This is a genomic window from Xanthomonas sp. MUS 060, assembly GCF_000963215.1.
GTDB lineage: Bacteria > Pseudomonadota > Gammaproteobacteria > Xanthomonadales > Xanthomonadaceae > Xanthomonas_A.
The window spans coordinates 189,409-212,928 of record NZ_JZIM01000002.1; the positions used below are offsets into that span (position 1 = coordinate 189,409).

Here is a 23,520-nt window from a genome sequence, read left to right on the forward strand (position 1 = left end):
GGTGGCCGTGGGCGTGAACGGCTCAATACTTCGGGACGCTGCCGTCCACTTGGTCTGTCCAGGCGTCGATGCCGCCGATCACGTTGTGTACCCGAGTGAAACCGAGCGCGCGGAAGTGTTCGGCTGCCTGTGCACTGCGCCCGCCGCGATGGCACAAGAACGCCAGCGCGGTGTCCTTCGGCAGGGCTTCCAATTGCGCGCGCTGCTCGCCGTCCAGTGAGCGGAATGCCACATTCACCGCGGCGACGGCGCGCTCCTCCGGTGGGCGCACGTCCACCAGGATCAGGTTGCCGGCGCGGACCTGGTCGTCGGCGTCGCGCGGGCTGATGTCCTGTACCGGCTTGGGTGCGTTGGGGTTGTCGATGGCCAGGCCGCGCCCGCGCAGGTCGTCCACCCAGTCGATGGTGATGCCGTCGGCGCGGCGTGCGCTGCCCGGGTCGAACTGCACCCGCAGGCCGTTGGATTCGGCGGCAATGGCGTTGGGGTCGGTCGGCGCAAGCTGGAAGTTCGGCTGGAACTGCGCATCGATCGCCAATGCCAGGCTGGCGCCTGGGGCGTCGGCCAGCGCGCCGCGCAGCATGTCGGCGGCGGCGTCGGTGATGGTGATCGTCGGCGGCGTGCGATCCGGGGCTGGCACGCCCAGCAACTCGCTCAGTTCGCCATTGCCGGCCATTTGCAGAATGATGTCGCTGCCGCCGATCAACTCCCCGTCCACGTACAACTGCGGGATCGTCGGCCAGTCGCCGTAGACCTTGATGCCCTCGCGGATGTCCTGGTCGGCCAGCACGTTGACGTGGGCGAAGTCGACGCCGAGGTCGTTCAGCGCGCCCACCGCTTTGGCGGAAAACCCGCACTGCGGCATGCCCGGCTGACCTTTCATGAACAGCACGACGCGGTTGGAGCTAAGCAGCGTTTCGATGCGCGAGCGCAGGGCGGGATCCAGGGACATGGCAGGTGTTCGGTGGCGAAGTCGGGCTGGTCATTCTACGCCGCATGGCATCATGGGGCATGACAGTTCCGGAAACGCTGCATCGTATCCCGCCTCATCCGCACCGCTGGCTGCTCTGGGCGCTGGCCTCGCAGGCACTGGTCGCGGCGCTCTGGTGGGCCTGCGGCTGGCGCATCGGCCTGCCGGTGTTGCTGCTGTCGCATGCGGCGTTTTTGCTGCCGGTCTTCCTGCCACGGGCGTGGCTGTACGCGCCGGTGCTCGACCGTCTGCCCGGCGGCGCCTCCCGGGTATGGCTGACGATCGACGATGGTCCGTCCGAGGACACCGTGGCGATCCTGGAGCTGCTCGACCGCTATCAGGCCAAGGCCACCTTCTTTTTGGTCGGCGCGCGCGCTGCCGCGCGCCCACAGCTGGTGCGCGAGATCGTGCGCCGTGGCCATGGCATCGGCAACCACAGTCATACTCATCCACATGCCTGGTTCTGGGCGTTGGGGCCGCAGCGCATGGCGCGCGAGATCGATCAGGCCCAGCAAACCTTGACCACCATCGCCGGTGTCGCGCCGTGCTGGTACCGCTCGGTGGTGGGCATGACCAACCCCTTTGTCGCCGCACCGCTGCGCCGTCATGGCCTGACCCGAGTGGCCTGGAACGTGCGCGGCTTCGACGGCGTGCGCTGCGACCCTGCGGCGACCGTGGCGCGCATCGTCCGCAAGCTGACTCCAGGGGCGATTGTGTTACTGCATGAAGGTGCGGCGCACGGGCACAACCCGGTGATCGTGGAGGGCGTGCTACAGGCGCTGCACGCACGCGGGCTTCGCGCCGAGGTGCCTGATGCCGGCACCGCGCAGGTGACAGCCCACCGCAGCGAAGAACCGCCTGCGGATCAGCCGTCATGCGCGATGCCGAACCATCGGAACCAGGAGTGACGTGGTGTTGCGCGGCTGTTGTTTGCCAGCAGGCGTCGCGTGCGGATCAGGGCGTGCCGGTCAGGCCAGGGCAGCGTATGCAGCAGGTAACACGCGCTCGGTCCAACGCGCATACATCGCCGCCGACGGATGCAGTCGGTCGGTGGCCAGCATCGGTGCGTCGCCGCCGCCATCGCGGCTGATCGGGGTGATATCGACGAAACCAATCGCATGCGCGGCGCAACAGTCTTGGGCGGTCGCGTTGAAGGCGTCGATCTGGATGCTGATCTGTACCGGGTCGTACTTGGGCGGTTGTGCGAGTGGGCTCAAGCCCCAGTCCGGGATCGAGACCATCAGCACTCGCCGCGATTGGTTGCCGGCAAAATCGATCGCACGTTGCAGCAGTGAGTTGAGCTGCGCACGGTACTCCTGCAGTGGGTGGCCGTGGTACTGATCGTTGACGCCGATCAGCAGCGTCACCAGCGCGAACGGCCCCTGTGGCGCGGCCTCGTCGATGGCGGTGGCGAGTTGGTTGGTGCTCCAGCCGGTGGTGGCGATGATCTGCGGATCGCTCAAGGCCACCCCGCGCGTGCGCAGCGCGGCGGCCAGTTGCATTGGCCAACTTTCTTCCACGGTCAGGCTCTGGCCGATGCTGTAGCAGTCGCCAAGCGCCAGGTAGCGTCGTGGGTCCGGCACCGGCGTGTTGGTCTTTGCTTTGCGTGGCATCAGCGCACCGCGCTGCGCGGTTTCAGCGGCACCACCTTGGTGGCGGCTTCGGCGCGCCGCGTCAGCACCCGGTCGATGCGTGCGAACACCTCGCGCATCGTCGCCGCTTCCGGCAACAGGGTGACGCGGAAGTGGTTGTGGTAGGGCACGTTGAAGCTGGAGCCCGGGACCACCAAGACGCCCTCTTCGTTCATCAATTCCAGTGCGAAGGCGTGGTCGTCGAATCCGCGTGCGGCTGTGCCGACCACGGCTGGAAACGCGTACAGCGCGCCGGCCGGTTGTACCAGCGACAAGTGTTCGCTGGCCGCGCAGGCGTCGATCACCGCGCGACGGGTTTCGTACAGGCGGCCGCCGGGTGTGCAGAGCGGGGAGATGGTATCCGGGCCGTTGACCGCGGCGTCGATGGCGAATTGGCCGGGCACGTTCGCGCACAGGCGCAGTGCGCCGAGCAGGTCCATGGCATTGCGGAACTCGCCGATGCGCTCGGCGGCACCGGAGAGCAGCGCCCAACCGACCCGCCAGCCGCAGGCGCGGTGCACCTTGCTCAGGCCGCCGAAACTAACGCAGGGATGCTCCCCGGCCAGGGGCGCGACGGGGACGAAATCGGTGCCGTCGTACAACACTTGGTCGTAGATTTCGTCGACCATCAACAGCAGGTTGTGCTTGACCGCGATGGCGACGATCTTCTCCAGCAGGGCGCGCGAATAACTGGCGCCACTGGGATTGTTCGGGTTGATCAGCACGATGGCGCGGGTGCGCGAGGACACCAGTGTTTCGATCTCCACCGGATCGGGCTGGAAGCCATTGTCAGGCGCGCAGCGGTAGTACACCGGGCGACCGTCGTTGAGGATGGTGGCCGCCGACCAGAGTGGATAGTCAGGCGATGGCACCAGCACTTCGTCGCCTGGGTTGAGCAAGGCGCGCAGGGAGAGGTCGATCAGTTCGCTGACCCCGTTGCCGATGAAAATGCGCTCCGGATGGGCGTCCGGATGTTGGCGTCGCGCGTAGGCCGCGGCGATCGCCTCGCGTGCCTCCGGCATGCCTTGTTGGTGAGTGTAGGGGTCGGTGCGGCCCATGTCGTCGGCGATCGCGCGCTGCAGATGATCCGGTGCGCGGAAACCGAATGCGCCGGGATTGCCGATATTGAGCTTGATCAGCTTGCGCCCCTGCGCCTCCAGATCACGGGCGCGCCGGGCCAGTTCTCCGCGGATTTCATAGCGGACTTCAGACAGACGTTCGCGAATCGCGAGCGGCTTGATCGGCGGTGTGGGCATCGCATTAGCCGGTGGAGCGTGGAACTGGCATGGTAGCGGAAATGCGATAGAACCACCGGGACCGCATCGGCAGCGTCTAGAATCCGCACATGAGCCTGCCCCAGATCGATTTCGCTGCGTTGCGCCCCATCGGCTGGCCCTGGCCTGGATCGCCTGAGGAGCCGGCCTGGCAGGCGCAGTTCGATGCCTATCCGCAAGCGCGGCCGGCGCGGGTGGTGGAGCAGCATCGCACCGGCTATGTGGTCGCCGATGCGGTGGACACCGCCTTCAAGGTGGAGTCGCTGCCGGATTGGCAACGGCCACGCTTCCCCAGCCACGAGCGCGCCGCGGTCGGCGACTGGGTTCTGCTGGATGGCACGCGCATCGTCGCGCTGCTGCCACGGCGCACCGCGATCAAGCGCGGCGCCGCTGGTGAGCATTACCATCAGCAGGTCATTGCGGCCAATATCGATACGGTGTTCATCGTCTGCGGCCTGGATGCGGATTTCAATCCGCGCCGCATCGAGCGCTATCTGCTGCTGGTCGGCGGTGGCGGTGCCGCGCCGGTGGTGGTGCTGACCAAGGCCGATCTCACCGAATACGCTGACGACGCCCTGGCGGTGCTGGAGGAGCTGGCCGCGCAGTCGATCCCGCTGCTGACGGTCAATGCGAAGCAAACTGAAAGCGTCGCCGCGCTGCGGCCCTGGTTGCGGCCGGGACAGACCGTGGTGCTGGTGGGGTCGTCTGGCGCTGGCAAGTCCACCTTGACCAATACCTTGCTCGGTGTGCAGAAGATGCGTACCGCTGCGGTGCGCGAGCGCGATTCGCGTGGCCGCCACACCACCACGCACCGCGCGTTGTTGCCACTGCCCTCTGGCGCCTGCCTGATCGATACGCCGGGCATGCGCGAGCTCAAGCCCACTGGCGAGGAAGACCTGGCCGAAGGCGCTTTCGCCGATATCGAGGCATTGGCGGCGCAATGCCGGTTCAACGATTGCGCACACCAGGCCGAGCCGGGCTGCGCGGTGCAGGCCGCGATCGAGCGCGGTGAGATCGACGCCGCGCGTCTGGCCAATTACCTCAAGCTGCGCGAGGAAGTCGCCGGTGCCGCAGGCAAGCTGGCGCAGCGGCAGGCGCAGAACGCGACGACCGGCCGCGCCGGCCAGTCGCCCTCCGGCAAGCCGGGCGGCAAGCGCCAGCCGCCACGCAGCCTGCGTCGCTGAGCGAGATCGGATTCTGCGATGGCGGTGGTACCTGCCGAGATCCGCCATCACACCAAGCTGGACGCGCGCATGGTCAAGGCGGTGCGCGGCATTCGTCTACTGGCACTGACGAGCTGGCCGTTGGCGCTGCAGGCGTCGTTTCTGCAAAGTGTGGCGCGCGGTCAGCCGCAACTGCCGCAGGTGCAGTATCCGCGCCTGGACTTGACCGACACACGTCGTGAGTTGGCCGCCATCGCACAGGCGTGCGATCCAACGCATCCGCTTGGTGTCTATCTGCAGGCATCGGTGCACAGTTGGGATCTGGCCGCGGCGTTGCTGGAGTCGCTGGGGACATCGGCGGTGGGGACGTATTCGGCTCAGTTGTTCGGTGTCCCGGAAGATCCGATGCCCGGACAAGGGTCGACCATGCGCGAGGCGGCCAGTCATTTCATTCATATCGCTCAGGAACTGGACTGTGAGCTGCTTTCGGCCGAGGAGCAGGTGCCGGTGTCGGCCACCGCGTTGCATTTGTTGTTGCAGCGCGACCTGGATGCCTTTTTCGGTACGCGGGTGATCTCGGTCGAATTGGATCCGGACCTGCCATCCAAGGCCGCAGCGGGAGCCCGCCGCATCCGCCTGCGCGCCGGTGCGACATTTAGCAATTACGACCGGGCGCAGTTGTTCCACCACGAGGCATTGGTGCATTCGCTGACCGCGCTCAATGGCCGCGCGCAGGTGCATCTGCGAAGTCTTGCGCTGTCCTCGCCACGAGTGACGGCGACCCAGGAAGGTCTGGCGACTTTCGCCGAGCAGATCACTGGCAGTATCGACATCGTGCGCATGAAGCGGATCAGTCTGCGTATCGAGGCGATCGCACTGGCGCGCGCCGGTGCGGACTTTATCGAGGTGTTTCGTTACTTCGATGCGGCCGGACAGTCGCCGATGGAGAGTTTTTCATCGACCCAGCGCGTGTTTCGTGGAGTGCCGACCAGCGGTGGCGTTGCGTTTACCAAGGACACGGTGTATCTGCGTGGGTTGGCGTCGGTGCACACGTTTTTCCGCCAAGCTTTGCAGCGTGACCGCCTGTCGCTTTGCCGTGGGTTGTTCGCTGGCAAGATGACGCTGGAAGATGCGGTCGGATTCGCACCGCTGTTCGAGTCCGGCATTGTGTTGCCGCCGCGTTGGTTGCCGCCGTGGATGGCGCGGGTCAGAGGACTGACTGGGATGTTGGCGTTTTCGCTGTTCGCCAACCGTATCCGCATGGATGGGCTGGATTGAGTGGCACCGCCCCGCGTTTGCCGATCGCCAATGGTTGGCGTGTGGTGATGCCTTGAAGCACGAACGGCAGCGTCAAGCGACACTGCCGTTCCTGGTCACCGCGCAGGGCGTGGTGACGGTGTTACATAACCCGACGAGATTAACGGCTGGCGCAGAAACCGAACTCGGCCATGGCGCCGGGTGCCAGGGTCTTGTTCCAATCCATGCCCGTGGCGCTGAGCGTGCCGCCGGACTGCGTCCAAACTGCATTCCACAGGTTATTGATCGTGCCGCTGATCGTCTGTGTGACTGCCCAATTGCCGGAGGTGGTTCCGGTATTGGTGACTTGCACGCGGTCGCAATGACCGGTTTGCCAACTGCTGTCGACGATGACATGGGTGCTGAAGCTGGGGCTGCCGGTGGAGCTACCACCACCGGTCGAGCCGCCACCACCCGTGGAGCCACCGCCACCCGTGGAGCCACCACCACCCGAGGAACCGCCACCACCCGTGGAGCCACCGCCACCCGTGGAGCCACCGCCACCCGTGGAGCCACCGCCACCCGTGGAGCCGCCACCACCCGAGGAGCCGCCACCACCCGTGGAGCCACCGCCACCCGTGGAGCCACCGCCACCCGTGGAGCCACCGCCACCCGTGGAGCCACCGCCGCTAGATTTTGCATCGATCTCCACTGCGCCGAGATCGCATAGCGAGGTATGTCGAGCGTAGCCGCGCTGATCGATTTCGCGGCAGTTAGTGCCGGAGGCGTATGCAGGGCTGTTTGCAGCAGGAAGCATGGTCAGGGTCGGACCACCATTGTTGTCAGGAGCAGACAGCAATGGGTCTGCTGATTTGACCGAGCCAGATTTCAGGCAACTGAAGGGCCAGACTGCACCTTTGTCTGAGTGTTCAATGATGTTGTCGCCGCTATTGTTCTGGCTGCTGCAGAACGAGCGTTCGGTTTTCGAGGTGAAGATGCTGTTGTAGATAGCGAACCTGTCGCCGAAAAGTGCCGGTCCCTGCGAATTTTCCGCGAAGGTGACGTTGTTGAAACGCACCGTGACATTGCCTTGATCGCCGACCGATGACGGCCACCCGGTATGCTGGATGACAGCACCGACGTTCGAGGCGTAATTGCCATAAAAGGTGCTGTTGCTGATGTCGCACGCGCCGTAGCAGTCCATATACAGTGCGCCGGCATTGCCATTGGCTGCCTTATTGGAAATAAAACTCGATTCGGCGACATTGATGATGCCCGGTGTCGTCATGGTCGAGCCCGAATGCGAAGCATCGGTGAACCCAAGGCTGATGCGGCCAGCGCCGCCAAGGCCGCTGGTCGCGACGTTATTGGCGAATGTTGAATATTTCACGTCAATCGTGTCTGGTGCGTATGCCCAGAGTGTCATTCCTCCGGAGCCATTAGCAGCAACATTGTTATTGATCACAGTGCCGCAGAGCGACAAGGTGCCGCCGCTCCCCACTCCCCCATGGATATACCCGTTAAGCGATGCGCCATCGGTGTCGATTGCACCGCTACCGCCAAACTCACCGGCATCGGGAAAGCCCTGCGGAGGGTTGATCGCCTGATTTCCCACGAAATCCGAATTGACGATCGTCAGGCGGCTGAGTTGGGTGTACAGCGCGCCGCCAAGCCATGAGGAGTTCTTGTAGAAGGAGCTTCCCACGATGGTGACATCCGCGTCGCTACCGGCAAAGAGGGCGCCGCCGCCGATGCTGCTGCGATTGGAGAGAAACTGGCTGTTGATGATTTCCAGCTTGCTCTGGTAGCCGATCTTGATCGCGCCGCCACCCCAGGTGCCTGGGTCATACGAGGTGTTTGACGGTGGTTGCACGGAACTGCCGTTTTGAAGCTGTAGGTTGCGCACCGAGAGTGCGCTCCATGAATTCACCAGAAAAATGCGTGTGGATTGCTGACCATCCAGGATGATTTGACCTTGTCCATCGATCACGGTGGGATTTCTTGAGCCGATCGTGATCGACTGGCTGGGTGACTGGAATGGTGACGGGTTGTGTGCCGCAATTGAAGGTGACGTAGCCGCCTTGTGCGACAGCATTGGAAAGCGCAGTCGCGGTGCAACTGGTTGGTGTGCCATTACCAACGACTTTTGTCGCGCTTGGGGTCGGCCATTGTTGCGGAATGGCGCATTGTGGCACCGAGGGCGCGGCGGCAATTGCAGTTGCTGTGGTCATAATGGCAAAAATGCCAACTGCATTTGCTTTCGCTTTAAGTCTTGGAGTCGTGATCATGATGATGTTCCGTGATGGCGGAGTGCAATTTGAAGAATTGCACCATTCGAATTCGTTTGATTTTTAAAGTACTTCCCATTTCAACAGGGAGTACACGTTTGCTGATAAGAGATATTAGGTTGACTTAATCCATGGCGACTTGAACGGAAGTCCCAAATCATGGATGTGAGCTAGTGGTTGGTATGCAGTGTCTACCGCTAACGATAGGCTTTCCGGCCTGAGGTGGCTGCTCCAGCAGGATCAAGAGTCCTTTCTGCCGCGTCCACTGGCCTTGCTGCAGATGCTCGGCCTTATCGAGTGTTAGCTTTTTCGGTTTCTTTGCGGTGGAGTTACGCTCGTCTCGTTAACCGGAAAATCTGCATGCGTTCAGTCGTCGGCCAATCGTGCCCAGCGCTCGTGGTCGCGCCAGATTCCGCCGATGCGCATGTAACGTGGCGAATAGCCTTCGCAACGAAAACCGGCTCGCTTTACCAGCGCCAGCGAGCGAGTGTTATCCGGCTGGATATTGGCCTCTACCCGGTGCAATCCCAGTTCGGTGAACGCATATGCCACGCACAGGCGCAGTGCATGGGTCATCAGCCCACGGCCTTCGCAACCGGTCATCGCGTGATAGCCCAGATAGGCACTCTGGAAACAGCCGCCGACGACCTGGCTGAAAGTGAAGAGCCCTGCCAGCGCGTCGCTACTGCGCTCGCGCGCGAGTAGCGCGATGTTGCTGCCGTCAAGGGTTTGGGCATACCAGGCCTCGAAACCAGGCACGTCGGTGAACGGATACGTCCAAGGATGATGCAGGGCGGTGCTGGTGCGATGCGCTTGGATCAGCGCGATGCTGTCGCGCCTGCGTACCCGTTTCAGCGACACGGTCTCATGCGCAGCCTGGCTCGCGCTCTGGCCCATGGAGTTAGGCCGGCGGGACCGCTGCGCCGCTATCGTCGCGACGCATGATCTGAGTGTGACGTGCTTTGAATTCCTCGAAGCTCAGACCCTGTGCCAGCGCATCGGCGTGCGCGGCGTCCTTCAGTGCATCCGAGTACATCAAGCGTACCGGTGTGCCGGTGCGCTCGTGCATTTCCGCCGCCTGCATGATCAGTGACAGCACCTGCGCCGCACTCTCGCTCTGTCCGGCGATGCGTCCGTCCATGCCCAGAACCCATTCGCCGTCGCGGCGCACGATTCCGGCCAGGAGCGTGCGTTGCTGATCGCGCAGTTCCGCGTGTGCCTCGATCTGCGGGCTCAGGGTGGCAACCTCGGCGCGGTGGCGCAGGCGTTCGGCCAATTTTTTGCGTAGGTCGCGGCGCTGCTTGGACTGGATGGACATGCGATTCCCTCAACGGTGACCCGAGGACGATAGCCGAACCACGCCTTCGTTGCTCATAGAGGGTCTGTCGGTTCCAGTGGAGGCATCTGCGCCTCTGGCTTCGGCAGGGGGGCGCTGCGCCGATCCCAATACCAGAATGCACAGCCGAGCAGGAAAAACCCGCCCGAGCCCAGCGCCAGATGCAGTGGGTGGCCACTGAGCAACGGTGCCAATACCCCCGCCACTGCCACACTCACCATGAGTTGCATGAATGCTTGTAGCGACGAGGCCAGTCCGCGCTGGCGTGGATACATGTCCAGCACGGCGAGCGCCAGGATTGGGAAGATCAACGCCATGCCCAAGCCACCGCCGAAAATTGGCAACACCGCCCATGGCAGTGTGATCTGTGGTGCCAGCGCGGTATAGGCGATGTTGCCAACCACCGAGACACCACAACAGATGAAACCGATGCGGACCTGGCGTAATGGCCCGAGTTGGCCGGCCATGCGTCCGGAGAGAAATGCACCCAGGGTCATGCCGCCGATGGTGGGCATGAACAGCCAGGCAAAATCCTGCGCGCTCATGCCGAGCAGGTCGATGACGAACGCTGGCGCCGAGGCGATGTACAGGAACACCCCGGCGGAGTTGAACGCACCGGCGGCGGCCAGGCGTTGGAAACGTGGGTTGAACCCGATGCTGAGGTAATCGCGCAGGAGTGTGCGCGGTGCCAATGGCGTGCGTATCTGCGGTGGATGGGTTTCCGGTAGCCAGCGCAGCGTGGCGAGCAACAACAGCGAAGAAAACCCGACCAGCCACCAGAAGATCATCGGCCAGTCGTGGCCACTGCTCAGAATCCAGCCGCCGATAATCGGTGCGATGGCCGGGGCGATGCCGAACAGCATCGACACGTGGCTCATGAGCCGTTGGGCATCGTCGCCCTGGAACAGATCGCGGATCACGGCACGGCCGACGATCATGCCGACGCCGGCGGAGATGCCCTGTAGCGCCCGGAATGTCAGCAGGGTCGGCAAGTCGCGCGACAGCGCACAACCGACCGAGGCCAGAATGAAGACCGCCAACCCACCGACGATGACCCGCCGGCGTCCCCAGGCATCGGACAGCGGTCCGTGCGCCAGGCCCATCAGCGCATAGGCCAGCAGGTACACGCTGACCGTCTGCTGGATCGCCACGGGATCCTCGTGCAGGCGCTGCGCCAATTGCGGGAACGCCGGGAAAATGGTGTCGATCGAGAACGGGCCGAACATCGTCAGCCCAGCCAGCAGCCAGGTCATGCGGCGGGTGGACACGTTCGTGAGGGACATTCGGACATCCTGATAAATCGGTCGCACACACGACCATCCAGTCCGGCAATGGACAGGCGTGGGGGAATAGGGTGTGGCTATGATACGCGCCAGCAGCGTCGCTGCACACTGACTGCGTTGCCTATTCAGCCTGATATCGCTCGATTCCAGCGGCCGTGGACGGTGCTGGCTGCGCTATAATCAATCAGCAATATGGTGGGAGAAGCGGGGCAACCCGCTGCCGAAGGCGCAACGCCCGTAATCGCTCAGGCCCGATACCACCCGCACCAAGACTCTGGAGAGACCGGTCAAACCCGGCGCCGAAGGGGCACGAAGCGCAGCGCGATCCACAGCGGCTTCCAAACTCTCAGGCAAAAGGACAGAGGGGCACATTTGGGAGGCGCGCGCTTCTCGTCGGCCAACCGTCTCTGCGGTCGGACCGCAGCATACGCGCGCCTGCTTCTCGTGCCTTCCTCTGCCGGACCATCTCCATGTCTCACACCTCTTCGCTGCGTGATCTCGAACACCACTCGGCCTTCATCGAGCGCCATATCGGCCCGAACGATGCCGAGATCGCGCAGATGCTGCGCACTGTCGGCCACGACTCGCTGGATGCGCTCACCGATGCCATCGTGCCTGGCAGCATCAAATCGCCGGCTGCGTTGGCGTTGCCCGAGGCGATCACCGAAGAGGAGGCACTGGCCAAGATCCGCGCCATTGCCGATAAAAACAGTGTGTTCCGCACCTTTATCGGCCAGGGCTATTACGGCACCCACACGCCGAAGGTGATTCTACGCAACATTCTCGAAAACCCGGCTTGGTACACCGCCTACACTCCGTATCAGGCGGAGATTTCGCAGGGCCGCATGGAAGCGCTGATCAACTTCCAGACCATGTGCGCCGACCTCACTGGCATGGAGATTGCCAATGCCTCGCTGCTGGACGAGGCTACCGCCGCCGCCGAGGCGATGACCCTGGCCAAGCGTTCGGCCAAGGCCAAGTCGGATATCTTCTTCGTCCACGATGCGGTGCATCCGCAGACCCTGGAACTGCTGCGCACCCGCGCCGAGCCGCTGGGGATCGTGCTGCGCGTGGGGACACCTGAGGAAGCCCTGCAGGCCGAATGCTTCGGCGTGCTGTTGCAGTATCCGGATAGCTTCGGTCGGCTCCATTTCGACTCGGTCGACGCGCATGCCGCACTGACCGCCGCCTTGCATGCGCGCGGCGGTCTGGTCGCCGTGGCCACCGACCTGCTCGCGCTGACGCTGATTGCCGCACCTGGCGAATGGGGCGCGGACATCGTGGTCGGCAATTCGCAGCGTTTCGGCGTGCCGTTCGGCTTCGGCGGTCCGCACGCGGCGTTCATGGCCTGCCGCGACGCATACAAGCGCTCGATGCCGGGGCGTTTGATCGGCGTGTCGATCGACGCGGCGGGCAACCCCGCCTATCGCCTCACCTTGCAGACCCGCGAACAGCACATCCGTCGCGAGAAGGCCACCTCCAACATCTGCACCGCGCAGGTGCTGCTGGCGGTGATGGCGTCGATGTACGCGGTTTACCATGGCCCCGAGGGTCTGGTCCGCATCGCGCGGCGCACCCACCGCCTGGCTGCGATCCTGGCTGCTGCGCTGCGCGGCGCCGGCGTTGCCGTTGGCGCGCGCTTCTTCGATACCCTGCACGTCACTGGCGTGGATGCGCAGACGCTGCATGCCAAGGCGTATGCGGCCGGGATCAACCTGCGTGCGATCGATCATGCCTCGTTGAGCATCAGCCTGGACGAGACCACGACGCGCGCCGATGTGGTCGCGCTGGCGCAGTTGTTCGGTGTGCAGGCCGACGTCGATGCGCTCGACGCGATCACTGCCGACGCGCTGCCGGCGCAATTGCAGCGTCGTAGCGCGTTTCTGCAGCATCCGGTGTTCAATACCCATCACAGCGAGCACGAGTTGCTGCGCTACATGCGCGCGCTGGCCGACAAGGATCTAGCGATGGATCGCACGATGATCCCGCTGGGCAGTTGCACGATGAAGCTCAACGCCACTGCCGAGATGATCCCGGTGACTTGGCCGCAGTTCGGCGCGATCCATCCGCTGGCACCAGCCGCACAGAGCGCCGGTTACGCACAGTTGATCGACGAACTGGAAGCGATGCTGGTCGAGTGTACGGGCTATGACGCGGTCAGTCTGCAGCCCAATTCCGGCGCGCAGGGCGAGTACGCCGGCCTGCTGGCGATCCGCGCCTATCACCGCGCACGCGGCGAAGGCCATCGCGATATCTGCCTGATTCCCGAATCGGCGCACGGCACCAACCCGGCGTCGGCGCAGATGTGCGGCATGAGCGTGGTGGTGACCAAGTGCGACGGTAACGGCAATGTCGATGTCGAAGACATCCGCGCCAAGGCGGCGACGTATTCCCAGCGACTGGCCGCGCTGATGATTACTTATCCCTCCACCCATGGCGTGTTCGAAGAAGACGTGGTGGCGATCTGCGACGCCGTGCATGCCCATGGCGGACAGGTCTACACCGATGGCGCCAACATGAACGCGCTGGTCGGCGTGGCCAAGCCAGGGAAGTGGGGCTCGGACGTGTCGCATCTGAACCTGCACAAGACCTTCTGCATTCCGCATGGCGGCGGTGGCCCGGGTGTCGGTCCCTGCGCGGTGAAAGCGCATCTGGCGCCTTACTTGCCCAAGACGTTGCCCAATGCCGGCGAAGAGCAAAACGTTGCCGAGGAGGGTGGCGTCGGCATGGTCAGCGCCGCCAGTTTCGGTAGCGCTTCGATTCTGCCGATCAGCTGGATGTACATCACCATGATGGGCCGCACCGGCTTGCGCAAGGCCACTCAGGTCGCGCTGCTCAACGCCAACTACATCGCCAGGCGTCTGGCGCCGTACTACAAGACGCTGTACACCGGCCGCAACGGGTTGGTCGCACATGAGTGCATTCTCGACGTGCGCCCGCTGGAGAAAACCAGCGGCATTGGCGCCGAGGACATCGCCAAGCGTTTGATCGATTTTGGCTTCCATGCCCCGACGCTGAGCTTTCCGGTTGCCGGCACGTTGATGGTGGAGCCGACCGAGAGCGAATCGCTGCACGAGTTGGACCGCTTCATCGAGGCGATGATCCAGATCCGCGAGGAGATCGCCGCGATCGAAGACGGCCGCCTGGACCGCGAAGACAACCCGCTCAAGCACGCCCCGCACACCGCCGCGCAGGTCACCGCCAGCGAATGGACCTATGCCTATCCGCGCGAGCTGGCAGCGTTCCCGCTGCCGAGCCTGAAGCAACAGAAGTATTGGCCGCCGGTGGCACGCGTGGACAACGTCTACGGCGATAAGAACGTGATGTGTGCCTGCATTCCGGTGGAGGCATACAAGGAAGACGTGTTGGTCTGAACCGCGAGCATCCTCCCACGCTCGCATCTCCCGGCCTCTTCTGCGAGGCCGGTGGGGAACCCGGGTGAAGTCGGCTTTCCAGCGCCTGCCCAGATGTGCCTGGATCCCCCATGCCGCCCAAAGGGCGGATGGGCTCGGGGCGGCCCCATGGAAATGAATTCTGGTGAAATTTTCATCACACCGTTTGACACTCTTGTTTCACAGGGCGGTATCGACCTTATCCACAACGTTATGCAAAAGTCATCCACATCCCCTGTGGACAACGTCTAATCGACCGAGTGGCATCGGAAACAACATCAAGTAATTGATATAAAAGGCAATTTTATGTTAACGACTTGGCAAGAGTGATGGCGTTTCCACGCCGTCGGTAGGCGGCGGCGGCAGCCGAGGAAAAACTTATCCCGTGCTGAGTTGGCACTCCCTACATCGGATGGGGGTGAAGGATGCGTGAATTCTTGACGTGTTCGTCACCTCTACTGGCATAAGGTCACTGGCTTGCATTGCGCTCTCGGGGTACAGCGACCATCGCGAGCGATGCTTTCCGCTTTCATGCTGCGCAGCTGCGTATCTGTCTCGGTCCAATGCGTCGCCTGGCCTGCGCAAGGCGACCGCGTGTGCCCGTTCGCAGTTGCGCCGGTCGCATGTGCTCCCGTGGGTAGATCCGAAGCGTAAGTGGCCATGGCGAGCCCTGCAGACGCGCGCGTCCAGTCGTGCGGTAAGCGCACAGTGTCATCCCCCATGTGCTGCCGCGGGCGCTGCTGCATTACCATGCCGCGTGACCACAGCGAGCCATGCCATGCCCGACAGCCTTCGCGATCTGCAGACCGCCCAGCGTGCTTTCGCCGACGCCCGCGATTGGGGCCAGTTCCACAGTCCGCGTAATCTGGCTGCGGCTCTGTCTGTGGAAGCGGCGGAGTTGCTCGAACATTTCCAGTGGCTGGACGACACGCAGAGCCGACATTTGTCCGACGACAAGAAAGCGCAGGTGGGCAGCGAGATCGCCGACGTGCTGCTTTATCTGCTGCAATTGTGCGACAAACTCGGCATCGATCCGATCGATGCGGCGCAGCGCAAGATGCAGGTGAACGCGGCTAAATATCCGGTGGAGCGGGCCAAGGGCCGCATCACCAAGTACACCGAGCTGTGAATATGGTGATGCCGTCATGCTGCAAAGAGATGTCCGCGTTGTCGAGGAGTCCGTCAATGGCCGTTGGGTCATGCGCTGACCATGCAGGTAGCGTGCAGGTACAAGATGACGTTTCGCCCGCATCGGGTTAACGTTGCGCTTGGCACAATGATGGCGTGACTCCACGCTTACCACAGCATCGACCCGACGCATGAACGCAACGCCCAAGACGACGCCTGACATGAACAAAATCCTCCGTCCCGTCCACGATGTCGATCGCACACCCACCAGCGCCAAGCCGACGACCCGCAGTCAGTCGGCAACGTCTCACGCGGTGTTTCAATCACCGCTTTCCGCAGGCGATACGGACAACGCGCACGTGCAGTTGAGCGCGCAGCGTGCGCGACGGATGGCACAACTGACCGCGATCGGCAGCGTTGCCGCGTTGGCGACGGTTGCTTTGATCGCATGGCGTCGTATGCGGCGCTAGCAGCGCGCGGGAAGGTTTGCAGGCAGGGGCGCGCGCGAGGGATCGGAATCGTCACGGTTTCCGAGCAATCTTGGGTGTTGGATGAAACGTTGTCTACGCGATGAATGGGGGAAGTAGCCGCTGTGTTTCAGCGAGCTGCCGCTGTCGATGTATCCCAGCCGCACAGATGTCCCTGGTTCTGCTGCTTGAGCCACTCCTGCATCGGCGCGAAGTATTCCAGTAGCGGGCCGGCATCGAGGCGTTCGTTGCCGGTGAGTTCCTTGAGCGTGGTCTGCCAGGGTTGGCTCGCGCCACGTTGCAGCATCGACCAGAATTTCTGTCCGGCTTCCTTGTTGCCGTAAAAGGTGCAGGCGTAAAGCGGGCCTTTGTAGCCGGCCGCATCGCACAGACTCTTGTAGAACTGGAATTGCAAAATGTGTGAGAGGAAGTAGCGTGTGTACGGCGTATTCGCTGCAACGTGGTATTTGGCGCCTGGGTCGAAGAACGCCTCGTCGCGCGGCGCAACCGGGGCCACGCCCTGGTATTTGGCCTTCAGTTCCCACCATGCCTGGTTGTAGCGCTCCGGTCTGATCGAACCGTCGAACACGCCCCAGCGCCAGCGGTCGATCATCAGACCGAACGGCAGGAACGCCACTTTGTTCAACGCCATACGCATCTGTGTATTGATCAGCGCCTCGCGGCTGACTTGCGGCGTCTCGGCCATGCCGATGGAATGCAGGTACTGCGGCGTCAGCGCCAGCACGATGGTGTCGCCGATGGCCTCGTGGAAGCCATCGTTGGCGCCGCTCTGGAACAGTGGCGGCAGCGTGTCGTAGGCCAGGTTGTAATAGATATGCCCCAGTTCGTGGTAGATGGTGGCGAAGTTTTCTTCGTCCGGTTTGACGCACATTTTGGCGCGCACGTCGCCGGCCATGTCCATGTTCCATGCACTGGCATGGCAGTCCACATCGCGATCCAGTGGCTTGATGAACTGGCTGCGGCTCCAGTAGCTATCGGGTAGCTTGGGCATCGCCAGAGAGGTGTAAAAGTCCTGTGCGCGCTCGGTCATCTGCTTGGCGCTGAGCAACTGCGCTTCACGTTGTGCCATGAACCGTGCTTCGGGCGAGGTGTCGCCGTTACGCCGTGCCAGTGCCGCGCTCAGGTCGCTCTGGTATTGCCGCTCCAGCGCATCGGTAATGTCGAGATTGCTCGCATCGGGGTAGGGCTGCAACAGATCCCAGCGATTGCTCCAGTCCTGCTGCCACATGTTGCCAAGCAGGTGGGCCGGCAGCAGTCCGCCTGCGACTTCGCCCTTGTCCTTGCCGTATTCGGCGTCGAGCTTGCTGCGCGCGTAGCAGTGCAATTGTTCGTACAGCGGTTTGACTTGAGCCCATAGCCTGTCTGTCTCGGCGATGAGTTGCGCTGGCGGCATGTCGTAGCCGCTGCGCCACATCGCGCCAGTGTCGGCATAGCCCATCTCGCGTGCGCCTTCGTTGACCAATTCGACCAAGCGCGGGTAGTCCTTGCGCAGCGGTTGTGCGGTGGCGTGCCAGCTTTGCCAGGCGTCCAGTTGCTGGTCGTAGTCGCGACTGCGACGCAGCACGTCCTCCAATTCGTCCAGGCGTCGGCAGTGGCGCGCATCGCCTTCGCCGCTGCAGGATGTGGCCACCGCATAGGCGCCTTCCATCTTTGCGGCCAGCGCGGTGAGTTCCGTCAGCTTGGCCGGGTCGCGCGGCGCTGGCATCGTGGTCATCTGCTTGAGCAGTCGCAGCGCACGTGCGCTATCGGCCGACATCGGTTGGCCTTGGTAGCGTTTGGCCTGAGCGATCCAGCCGTTGAGCGTGGTCAACCAGCGTGCGTTGGCTTCGGATGCCAGTCGCTGTGTATCGGCGTTGATGTAGGTGGCAGACAGCCATTGTGCCGTGGTCAGTTCCGGGAGCAGTTTGCTGCGGTACTCCTCGTTGATGCGGGCCACGAATTGGTCTGCACTTTCGCCGATGGCGTGTGGCGTGGCGGGCGCGACGCTCTCGGGTGCGGCATCCTTGTGGCACGCGGACAAGGACAGCAGGCTCGCGCCGATGCACAGCGCGAGCAGCGGGAGGCGGTGGTTCACGGCGAATCCTTGGGCGGTGTACAAGGAAGGCTAGTGGGCCGTCAGGTAGGCTGCAAGCGCGGCGTTGCGGTGGGCCGCGCGCGGTGCGCACGATGGCGACGTCGGGAATCGCGCGGTCGCGTGGTTGGTCACGATCGCGCTGGCGATTAGTGCGGTTTGGTGCAGGATGCGAATAGGTCGCGCGAGCGGTCGTAGACCGAGGTCTTGACTTGCATCAGGCCCAGCACCGAAGAGAACAGGTTGTCTTGATCGGCGTATTGACGCGACCGGGCTTGCAGGCAGGCCAGATCCAGGCCGCGCGCATTGGCGAAACCCGGCGAAAACCACATCACCATCGGCACATGGGTCTGCTCCTGCGGCGCGATCGCATAGGGTACCCCGTGCAGATACAGGCCTTTTTCGCCCAGCGACTCGCCGTGGTCGGAGAGATAGATCATCGCGGTGTCGTAGTCGGGCATCGCTTGTAGCGTATCCACGGTGCGTGCCAGTAGATGGTCGGTGTACAGCAGCGAGTTGTCGTAGGCGTTGGCGATCAGGTCGCGGCTGCAGTTGCCCAGATCGGCGGTGTCGCAGGTCGGGGTGAAGTGACGGAACGTTGCCGGGTAACGCTCGAAATAGCTGGGGCCGTGGCTGCCGAGCTGATGCAGTACCACCACGCGGTCGCCTGGTTTGGCACGCACCTGGGCGGCCAGGTCTTTCAGCATGATCTCGTCCATGCAGCGTCCGTCCTTGCAGAGCTGCGGATCCTTGGCGTCGTCCATGCTCTGTAATGCCAGGCCGTCGCACACGCCTTTGCAGCCGGATTGGTTGTCGCGCCACAAGGTGCCGATGCCGGCGTGTTCGAGCACGTGCAGCAACGATTGGTGCTTGCGAATCATGCTCTCGTTGTAGTCGTGGCGGCCGAACGGGGAGAACATGCACGGCACCGAGACTTCCGTACTCGTGCCGCACGAGTGCATGTCGGGGAAGTTGATCACTCCCAGCTTGGCTTGTTCGGGCGTGGTCTGGGCGGGCGTAGCTGTTGAGCCCCCAGTTTTGTGCACGCGCGGTTTCACCCAGCACCACCACCAGTAGCCGCGGCTTGCTGCCGGGTGCACGCGTGGTGGCCTTTGCATCGTGCTCCAGCGGCAGTTTGGCGGCCTTGTGAGTGGGGCCGTCGGATTTGAAGTTCTGCCGCAGTGCGACCAGGTAGTTGATCGGAGTGGCGAGGTAGCGGATTTCGCGATGGTTGCGCATCATCGCCGACAGGTCCTGAAACGACAGCATCGCGCCAATGCCGCCCAGCGCCAGCATGCCCAGCAGGAAGCCGGCGCGGATCGCCACTGCTTTGAGCGGTGAGCGCCGGATCAGGCGTACCCGCCACAGCACCAGGATCGGCAGCGCAGAGTAGAACAGCAGCGGCGCGATCAACGTCGGCGTCATCAGTTCGCGCGACTCTTTGTGGTCGGTGGCCAGGACGTTGCGCAGCATGTCCGCGTCCAGATAGACGCTGTAGCTGTTCATGTAATGCGCGGCGAATGCGGTACTGATCAGCAGGACGGTCAGTATCGGCTTGGCAATACCGCGCCATAGCAGCAAGCCCAGGAGCAGCCCATGCACCGACAGCAGCAGCAGGAACAGTGACACTGCCAGCTTCAGGTCGCCGGAGTGGCCATTCATCGCGCTGCGCCAGAACATGCCATTGCAGGCCAAGGCGAAGAACGCGCTGGCCGCCAGTGCCAGGACTTCGTTACTCAGTTGCGGGCGCCAGGCCCATCCGCGCTTGGAGCCGAGAGGAGGGTGTTGCCGGGGAAAGGACAGGCTCATGCAGTGGGCTTTTCCGCATCGTTTGAAGAGGTGGGGCAGGCTTGTTGCGGCGGCGATATACGCGGCCACAGCAACGCACGGTACAGCACCAGCGCCACGCCCCAGCACAGTGCCAGCGTCCACAGGTCATGCGACATGAAGTGCGCCCCGCGCAGTTGCTGGCCGATGCCAAACAGCAGCCCGGCGCCGAGTCCCAGGGCCAGCGCTGGCCAGCGCCAGGAGGGCTTCAGGGCCAACGCGGCGAAGTACAGTGCCACCCAGGCATAACCGGCGCTGGCGTGTCCTGCAGGAAAGCATACCCCGCGCGGCATGCCGGCAGGACGTGCTTCGAACAGGCCGATGAACATGTGTTCACCGCCGTAGCGGGTCAGGTCCCAGGGGCAATCCATGTCGGTCAGCGACTTCAGCAGGGAGACCACGCCGGTACCTAGCCCCACCGCCATTAGCAGGTACAGCAGCGGCCAGCGGTAACGTCGGCGGTCAGGATGGCGCCAGGCCCACAGCGTCAGCACGGCGGTCATCGCCCAGGCCACGCAACTGAGCAACTTGCCATCGTGATGGATCACGCTGCGGGTCAGCACCACATCGCGCAGCGCCCATTGGCCACCTTCCCTGCGGTAGATCAGGTCGGCGATCCAGAAATCGCCGCCCAACCCCATCAGCACGATGCTCATCAGTAGCACCATGGTCAGAGGTATCAGCGCATGCCACAGATAGAAGTGCCGAAGTGCACCGCAGCCGGTTACCGTTGCGGCGGACGAGTGCGGTGACGGGCTGGACATGAGCGGCAACCATGGCCGGTGATGGTGGAATGAAGGCATGTTCGTGTTGCAAATGTCGGATACATGTCGGAATGGTGTCGAAGAGGGCTTATCTTCGGTTGCACCAGTCCGGGCGTGCGAGCGTCGGGCCGAATCTTGCTGGGGCTTCGGGTCGATGGTGCGCTGACGTGGCGTAGTCCGGATATCGTGCCATGATGCTAGGGGTTTTCCATCGATACAGCGCCCTTTCTGACGGGATTCCGACATGGATCCGTTAGCATGGAGCGCTCTGTCCTCCGTAATGCGAGCGTCCCATGCGGCTGTTAGTGATAGAAGACAACCGAAATCTGGTTGCGAACCTGTTCGACTACTTCGAAGCGCGCGGCCATACCCTGGATGCGGCACCGGACGGCGTGACCGGGCTGCATCTGGCGACGACGCAACAGTATGACGCGCTAATTTTGGACTGGATGCTGCCGCGCCTGGATGGACAGCAAGTGTTGCGCGCGCTGCGCGAGGAGCACCAGACCAACTTGCCGGTGATCATGCTGACCGCACGCGACGAATTGCCGGACAAGATCGCCGGGTTCCGTGCTGGCGCCGACGACTACCTGACCAAGCCGTTCGCGTTGCCGGAACTAGAGGTTCGGCTTGAGGCGTTGCTGGTACGAGCCAGTGGCCGCGGTCGCAGCAAGGTGTTGCGTGTGGGCGACCTGCAACTGGATCTGGCGACGCTGGAGGTCACGCGTGGCGGGCGCATCCTGCATCTGTATCCGGCCTGCCGCAAGCTGCTGGAAGTGCTGATGCAGGCCAGTCCGGCGGCGGTTACCCGCGATCGCCTGGAGCATGCACTGTGGGGCGATGAGCCGCCGGACGGCGACATGCTGCGCTCGCATATCTACGACCTGCGCCGTAGCATCGACGGCCCGTTCGCAGTCAAGCTGATCCATACCCTGCCGCGCATCGGCTACCGCTTGGCGGTGGTGGAATCCAACGAAGACGAGCATGCCGCTTAGGGCGGGATTACGACAGCGCCTGACGTTGTGGTTGATCGGGTATGCGGCGCTGCTCTCGTTGACGGTGTTCGTGCATGGCTACATCGTCAACGCGCAGGCAGAGAAACTGACCTGGCGCTCGCTGCTGACGTTGGAGCTGGAATATTTCCTGGAGCGCAGTGCCAGCGATCCGCATTACCGCTGGATCGATACCCGTACCGTGAGCCTGTACGGCAATCCAGGCGGCGCGCCGTTGCCGCCGGCGGTGGCGGCGCTAGGACCGGGCTTGCACGACGAAGTGCCACTCGCTGGCAGCGAAAAGGTGGTGCTGGTGCGTGACGTGCGCGGTCGCCGCTTGGCACTGGTGCTGGATATCACCGAATTGCACGACCACGAGGACGATTTGGCGCTGTGGATGCTGGTGTCCAATGCGTTGGCGATCCTGCTGCTTGGTGGACTGGTGCTTTGGGGCATCGGCCGGGTGGTGCAGCCGCTGACCGACATGGCGCAACGCATCGGCCGTCTGCGTCCGGATCGTCCTGGTCAGCGCATCGCCGTGCATCCGCGCGCCAGCGCCGAGCAGGTGGTGATTGCCGATGCGTTGAACGACTATCTTGCGCGCAACGACCTGTTCGTCGGGCGCGAGCGCGCTTTCATCGACAGCACCAGCCACGAGTTACGCACGCCGATAGCCGTGATCGGAGGCGCCGCCGAACTGGCGCTGGAACAGCACGACGTCCCTCCAGGCGTGCGCAACCAGTTGCTGCGCATTCGCCGCACCGCCAGCGGCGTCGGTCAGTTGATCTCGCTGCTGCTGATGCTGGCCAAGGATCCGGCGCGGCTGGCAAGCGGCAACGATCTGGTGCGTTTGGATCAGTTGCTGCCGGACATTGTCGACGACCACCGTCACCTCTGCGCCGATAAGCGTCTGGAACTGGTGCTGGCGCCATTGCCGCCGTGCGAGGTGCTGATTCCGCTGGCCATCGTGCAGGTGGCGATCGGCAACCTGTTACGCAACGCAATCGAGAACAGCGATCAAGGCCAAATCCAGATCGGGATGCTGTCGCCCGGTGTTGTCTGTATCGACGACCCAGGCCATGGGATGAGCCCGGAAGAGATCAGCGCGATCTACACCCGCATGGCCCGTGGCGGTAGCCGCGATGGCAGCGGCATCGGCTTGGACTTGATCGCGCGCCTGTGCGAACACCTTGGCTGGGCGTTGCACTTGGATTCGCTGGCCGGTACCGGTACTCGCGCTACCCTGGATCTGAGCAGCGTGTTGAAATCCACTCGCCAGGGCGTGCCCCCCGTGTCCAAGTAGGTAGCGTTGGCCTTGTCGGACAGCAGGGCCGATACGACCATGCTGCATCGCGCATTCGTCAGCGCCGTGTTGAATGTGTCCGCGCACGCAACGGCGCGAGATTTGCTTGAATGATGCGCTGTGGTCGCAGGTGTAGCGCCTGTGTCATGCAGGTGAAAGCGCCCAGTGATATCACAGAATTTTTCTACATAATCGAGACGGATGCCGAGGGTGTGATTTTTCGCGTGAAATCCACGCGGTAAACGCCAATCGCCTGTTGCGTGCAACGTCGTATGCTATTTTCACATTGATCACTACAAGGCTATCGGGCATGAAAACAAATGCTTGTGCGCAAGTGCATGGGTGGGGAGTGCGTGTCGGCATGCAGGCCGTTGCTT

At 63.2% G+C, this 23,520-nt stretch carries 16 protein-coding genes, 3 pseudogenes and 1 riboswitch; of the genes and pseudogenes, 8 read left to right on the forward strand and 11 right to left on the reverse strand.

What is annotated here, in order from left to right:
* Positions 1–22: 22 nt before the first annotated feature.
* Positions 23–949 carry a Grx4 family monothiol glutaredoxin gene (gene grxD, locus XANALMUS060_RS03945; RefSeq protein ID WP_045737240.1) on the reverse strand — a complete coding sequence of 309 codons (927 nt, stop codon included), beginning with the start codon at positions 947–949 and terminating at the stop codon, positions 23–25.
* Between the two features lie 44 nt (positions 950–993).
* On the opposite strand from grxD, the pseudogene XANALMUS060_RS03950 reads away from it, so the two are divergent.
* A pseudogene (locus XANALMUS060_RS03950) lies at positions 994–1,764 on the forward strand (polysaccharide deacetylase family protein); the annotation flags it as partial.
* A gap of 171 nt (positions 1,765–1,935) precedes the next feature.
* On the opposite strand, the gene XANALMUS060_RS03955 reads toward XANALMUS060_RS03950, so the two are convergent.
* Together XANALMUS060_RS03955 and XANALMUS060_RS03960 are read right to left on the reverse strand one after the other, a co-directional pair.
* Entirely contained in the window at positions 1,936–2,580 is a 645-nt protein-coding gene (locus XANALMUS060_RS03955) for an SGNH/GDSL hydrolase family protein (RefSeq protein ID WP_045737241.1), read from the reverse strand.
* Entirely contained in the window at positions 2,580–3,854 is a 1,275-nt protein-coding gene (locus XANALMUS060_RS03960) for a pyridoxal phosphate-dependent aminotransferase (protein ID WP_045737242.1), read from the reverse strand. The genes XANALMUS060_RS03955 and XANALMUS060_RS03960 overlap by 1 nt, the downstream gene beginning before the upstream one ends.
* An 89-nt stretch (positions 3,855–3,943) precedes the next feature.
* Here XANALMUS060_RS03960 and rsgA point away from each other — a divergent pair, with 89 nt between their 5' ends.
* Both rsgA and XANALMUS060_RS03970 read left to right on the forward strand, forming a co-directional pair.
* On the forward strand, positions 3,944–5,056 hold the full coding sequence (gene rsgA, locus XANALMUS060_RS03965) for a ribosome small subunit-dependent GTPase A (RefSeq protein ID WP_045737243.1): 1,113 nt from the start codon (positions 3,944–3,946) through the stop codon (positions 5,054–5,056).
* 18 nt (positions 5,057–5,074) lie between these two features.
* The gene (locus XANALMUS060_RS03970) at positions 5,075–6,313 is read left to right on the forward strand and encodes a flavohemoglobin expression-modulating QEGLA motif protein (RefSeq protein ID WP_045737244.1); all 1,239 of its coding nucleotides are present in this window, start codon (positions 5,075–5,077) and stop codon (positions 6,311–6,313) included.
* 139 nt (positions 6,314–6,452) lie between these two features.
* On the opposite strand, the gene XANALMUS060_RS21145 is transcribed toward XANALMUS060_RS03970, so the two are convergent.
* The 5 genes and pseudogenes from XANALMUS060_RS21145 to XANALMUS060_RS03990 all read right to left on the reverse strand — a co-directional run bounded on the left by XANALMUS060_RS21145 (position 6,453) and on the right by XANALMUS060_RS03990 (position 11,178).
* Positions 6,453–6,983, reverse strand: coding sequence for a cellulose binding domain-containing protein (locus XANALMUS060_RS21145; RefSeq protein WP_235430353.1), 531 nt, complete (start codon positions 6,981–6,983; stop codon positions 6,453–6,455).
* A pseudogene (locus XANALMUS060_RS21790) lies at positions 6,975–8,559 on the reverse strand (choice-of-anchor Q domain-containing protein); the annotation flags it as partial. The gene XANALMUS060_RS21145 and the pseudogene XANALMUS060_RS21790, both read right to left, overlap by 9 nt.
* A 366-nt stretch (positions 8,560–8,925) precedes the next feature.
* Positions 8,926–9,456: a GNAT family N-acetyltransferase gene (locus XANALMUS060_RS03980; protein ID WP_045737245.1), complete on the reverse strand. Its 531-nt coding sequence runs from the start codon at positions 9,454–9,456 to the stop codon at positions 8,926–8,928.
* Positions 9,457–9,460: 4 nt separating this feature from the next.
* The gene (locus XANALMUS060_RS03985) at positions 9,461–9,877 is read right to left on the reverse strand and encodes a hypothetical protein (protein ID WP_045727086.1); all 417 of its coding nucleotides are present in this window, start codon (positions 9,875–9,877) and stop codon (positions 9,461–9,463) included.
* A 53-nt stretch (positions 9,878–9,930) separates the two neighbouring features.
* Complete coding sequence (locus XANALMUS060_RS03990; RefSeq protein WP_045737246.1) at positions 9,931–11,178, reverse strand: multidrug effflux MFS transporter; 1,248 nt, start codon at positions 11,176–11,178, stop codon at positions 9,931–9,933.
* 264 nt (positions 11,179–11,442) lie between these two features.
* A riboswitch (glycine riboswitch) is annotated at positions 11,443–11,550 on the forward strand.
* A gap of 98 nt (positions 11,551–11,648) precedes the next feature.
* Here XANALMUS060_RS03990 and gcvP point away from each other — a divergent pair.
* From gcvP to XANALMUS060_RS04005, 3 genes are all read left to right on the forward strand, one after another.
* Complete coding sequence (gene gcvP / locus XANALMUS060_RS03995; RefSeq protein WP_045737247.1) at positions 11,649–14,552, forward strand: aminomethyl-transferring glycine dehydrogenase; 2,904 nt, start codon at positions 11,649–11,651, stop codon at positions 14,550–14,552.
* 796 nt (positions 14,553–15,348) lie between these two features.
* A complete protein-coding gene (locus XANALMUS060_RS04000; RefSeq protein ID WP_045727089.1) occupies positions 15,349–15,699 on the forward strand; it encodes a nucleotide pyrophosphohydrolase in 351 nt (116 codons plus the stop codon).
* 220 nt (positions 15,700–15,919) lie between these two features.
* Positions 15,920–16,168 (forward strand): hypothetical protein, encoded by a 249-nt coding sequence (locus XANALMUS060_RS04005; RefSeq protein WP_045737248.1) that lies wholly within the window; start codon positions 15,920–15,922, stop codon positions 16,166–16,168.
* A 127-nt stretch (positions 16,169–16,295) separates the two neighbouring features.
* Here the strand turns inward: XANALMUS060_RS04005 and XANALMUS060_RS04010 are convergent, their stop codons facing one another.
* The 3 genes and pseudogenes from XANALMUS060_RS04010 to XANALMUS060_RS04020 all read right to left on the reverse strand — a co-directional run bounded on the left by XANALMUS060_RS04010 (position 16,296) and on the right by XANALMUS060_RS04020 (position 20,752).
* Positions 16,296–18,260 carry a M2 family metallopeptidase gene (locus XANALMUS060_RS04010; RefSeq protein ID WP_045737368.1) on the reverse strand — a complete coding sequence of 655 codons (1,965 nt, stop codon included), beginning with the start codon at positions 18,258–18,260 and terminating at the stop codon, positions 16,296–16,298.
* 146 nt (positions 18,261–18,406) lie between these two features.
* Positions 18,407–20,066 (reverse strand): annotated as a pseudogene (locus XANALMUS060_RS04015) (phosphoethanolamine--lipid A transferase).
* Positions 20,063–20,752: a phosphatase PAP2 family protein gene (locus XANALMUS060_RS04020; protein WP_235430343.1), complete on the reverse strand. Its 690-nt coding sequence runs from the start codon at positions 20,750–20,752 to the stop codon at positions 20,063–20,065. The pseudogene XANALMUS060_RS04015 and the gene XANALMUS060_RS04020 overlap by 4 nt, the downstream one beginning before the upstream one ends.
* Positions 20,753–21,141: 389 nt before the next feature.
* On the opposite strand from XANALMUS060_RS04020, the gene XANALMUS060_RS04025 reads away from it, so the two are divergent.
* Both XANALMUS060_RS04025 and XANALMUS060_RS04030 read left to right on the forward strand, forming a co-directional pair.
* A complete protein-coding gene (locus XANALMUS060_RS04025; RefSeq protein WP_045737250.1) occupies positions 21,142–21,843 on the forward strand; it encodes a response regulator transcription factor in 702 nt (233 codons plus the stop codon).
* Positions 21,833–23,143, forward strand: coding sequence for a HAMP domain-containing sensor histidine kinase (locus XANALMUS060_RS04030; RefSeq protein WP_045737251.1), 1,311 nt, complete (start codon positions 21,833–21,835; stop codon positions 23,141–23,143). The genes XANALMUS060_RS04025 and XANALMUS060_RS04030 overlap by 11 nt, the downstream gene beginning before the upstream one ends.
* The last annotated feature ends 377 nt before the right edge of the window (positions 23,144–23,520 follow it).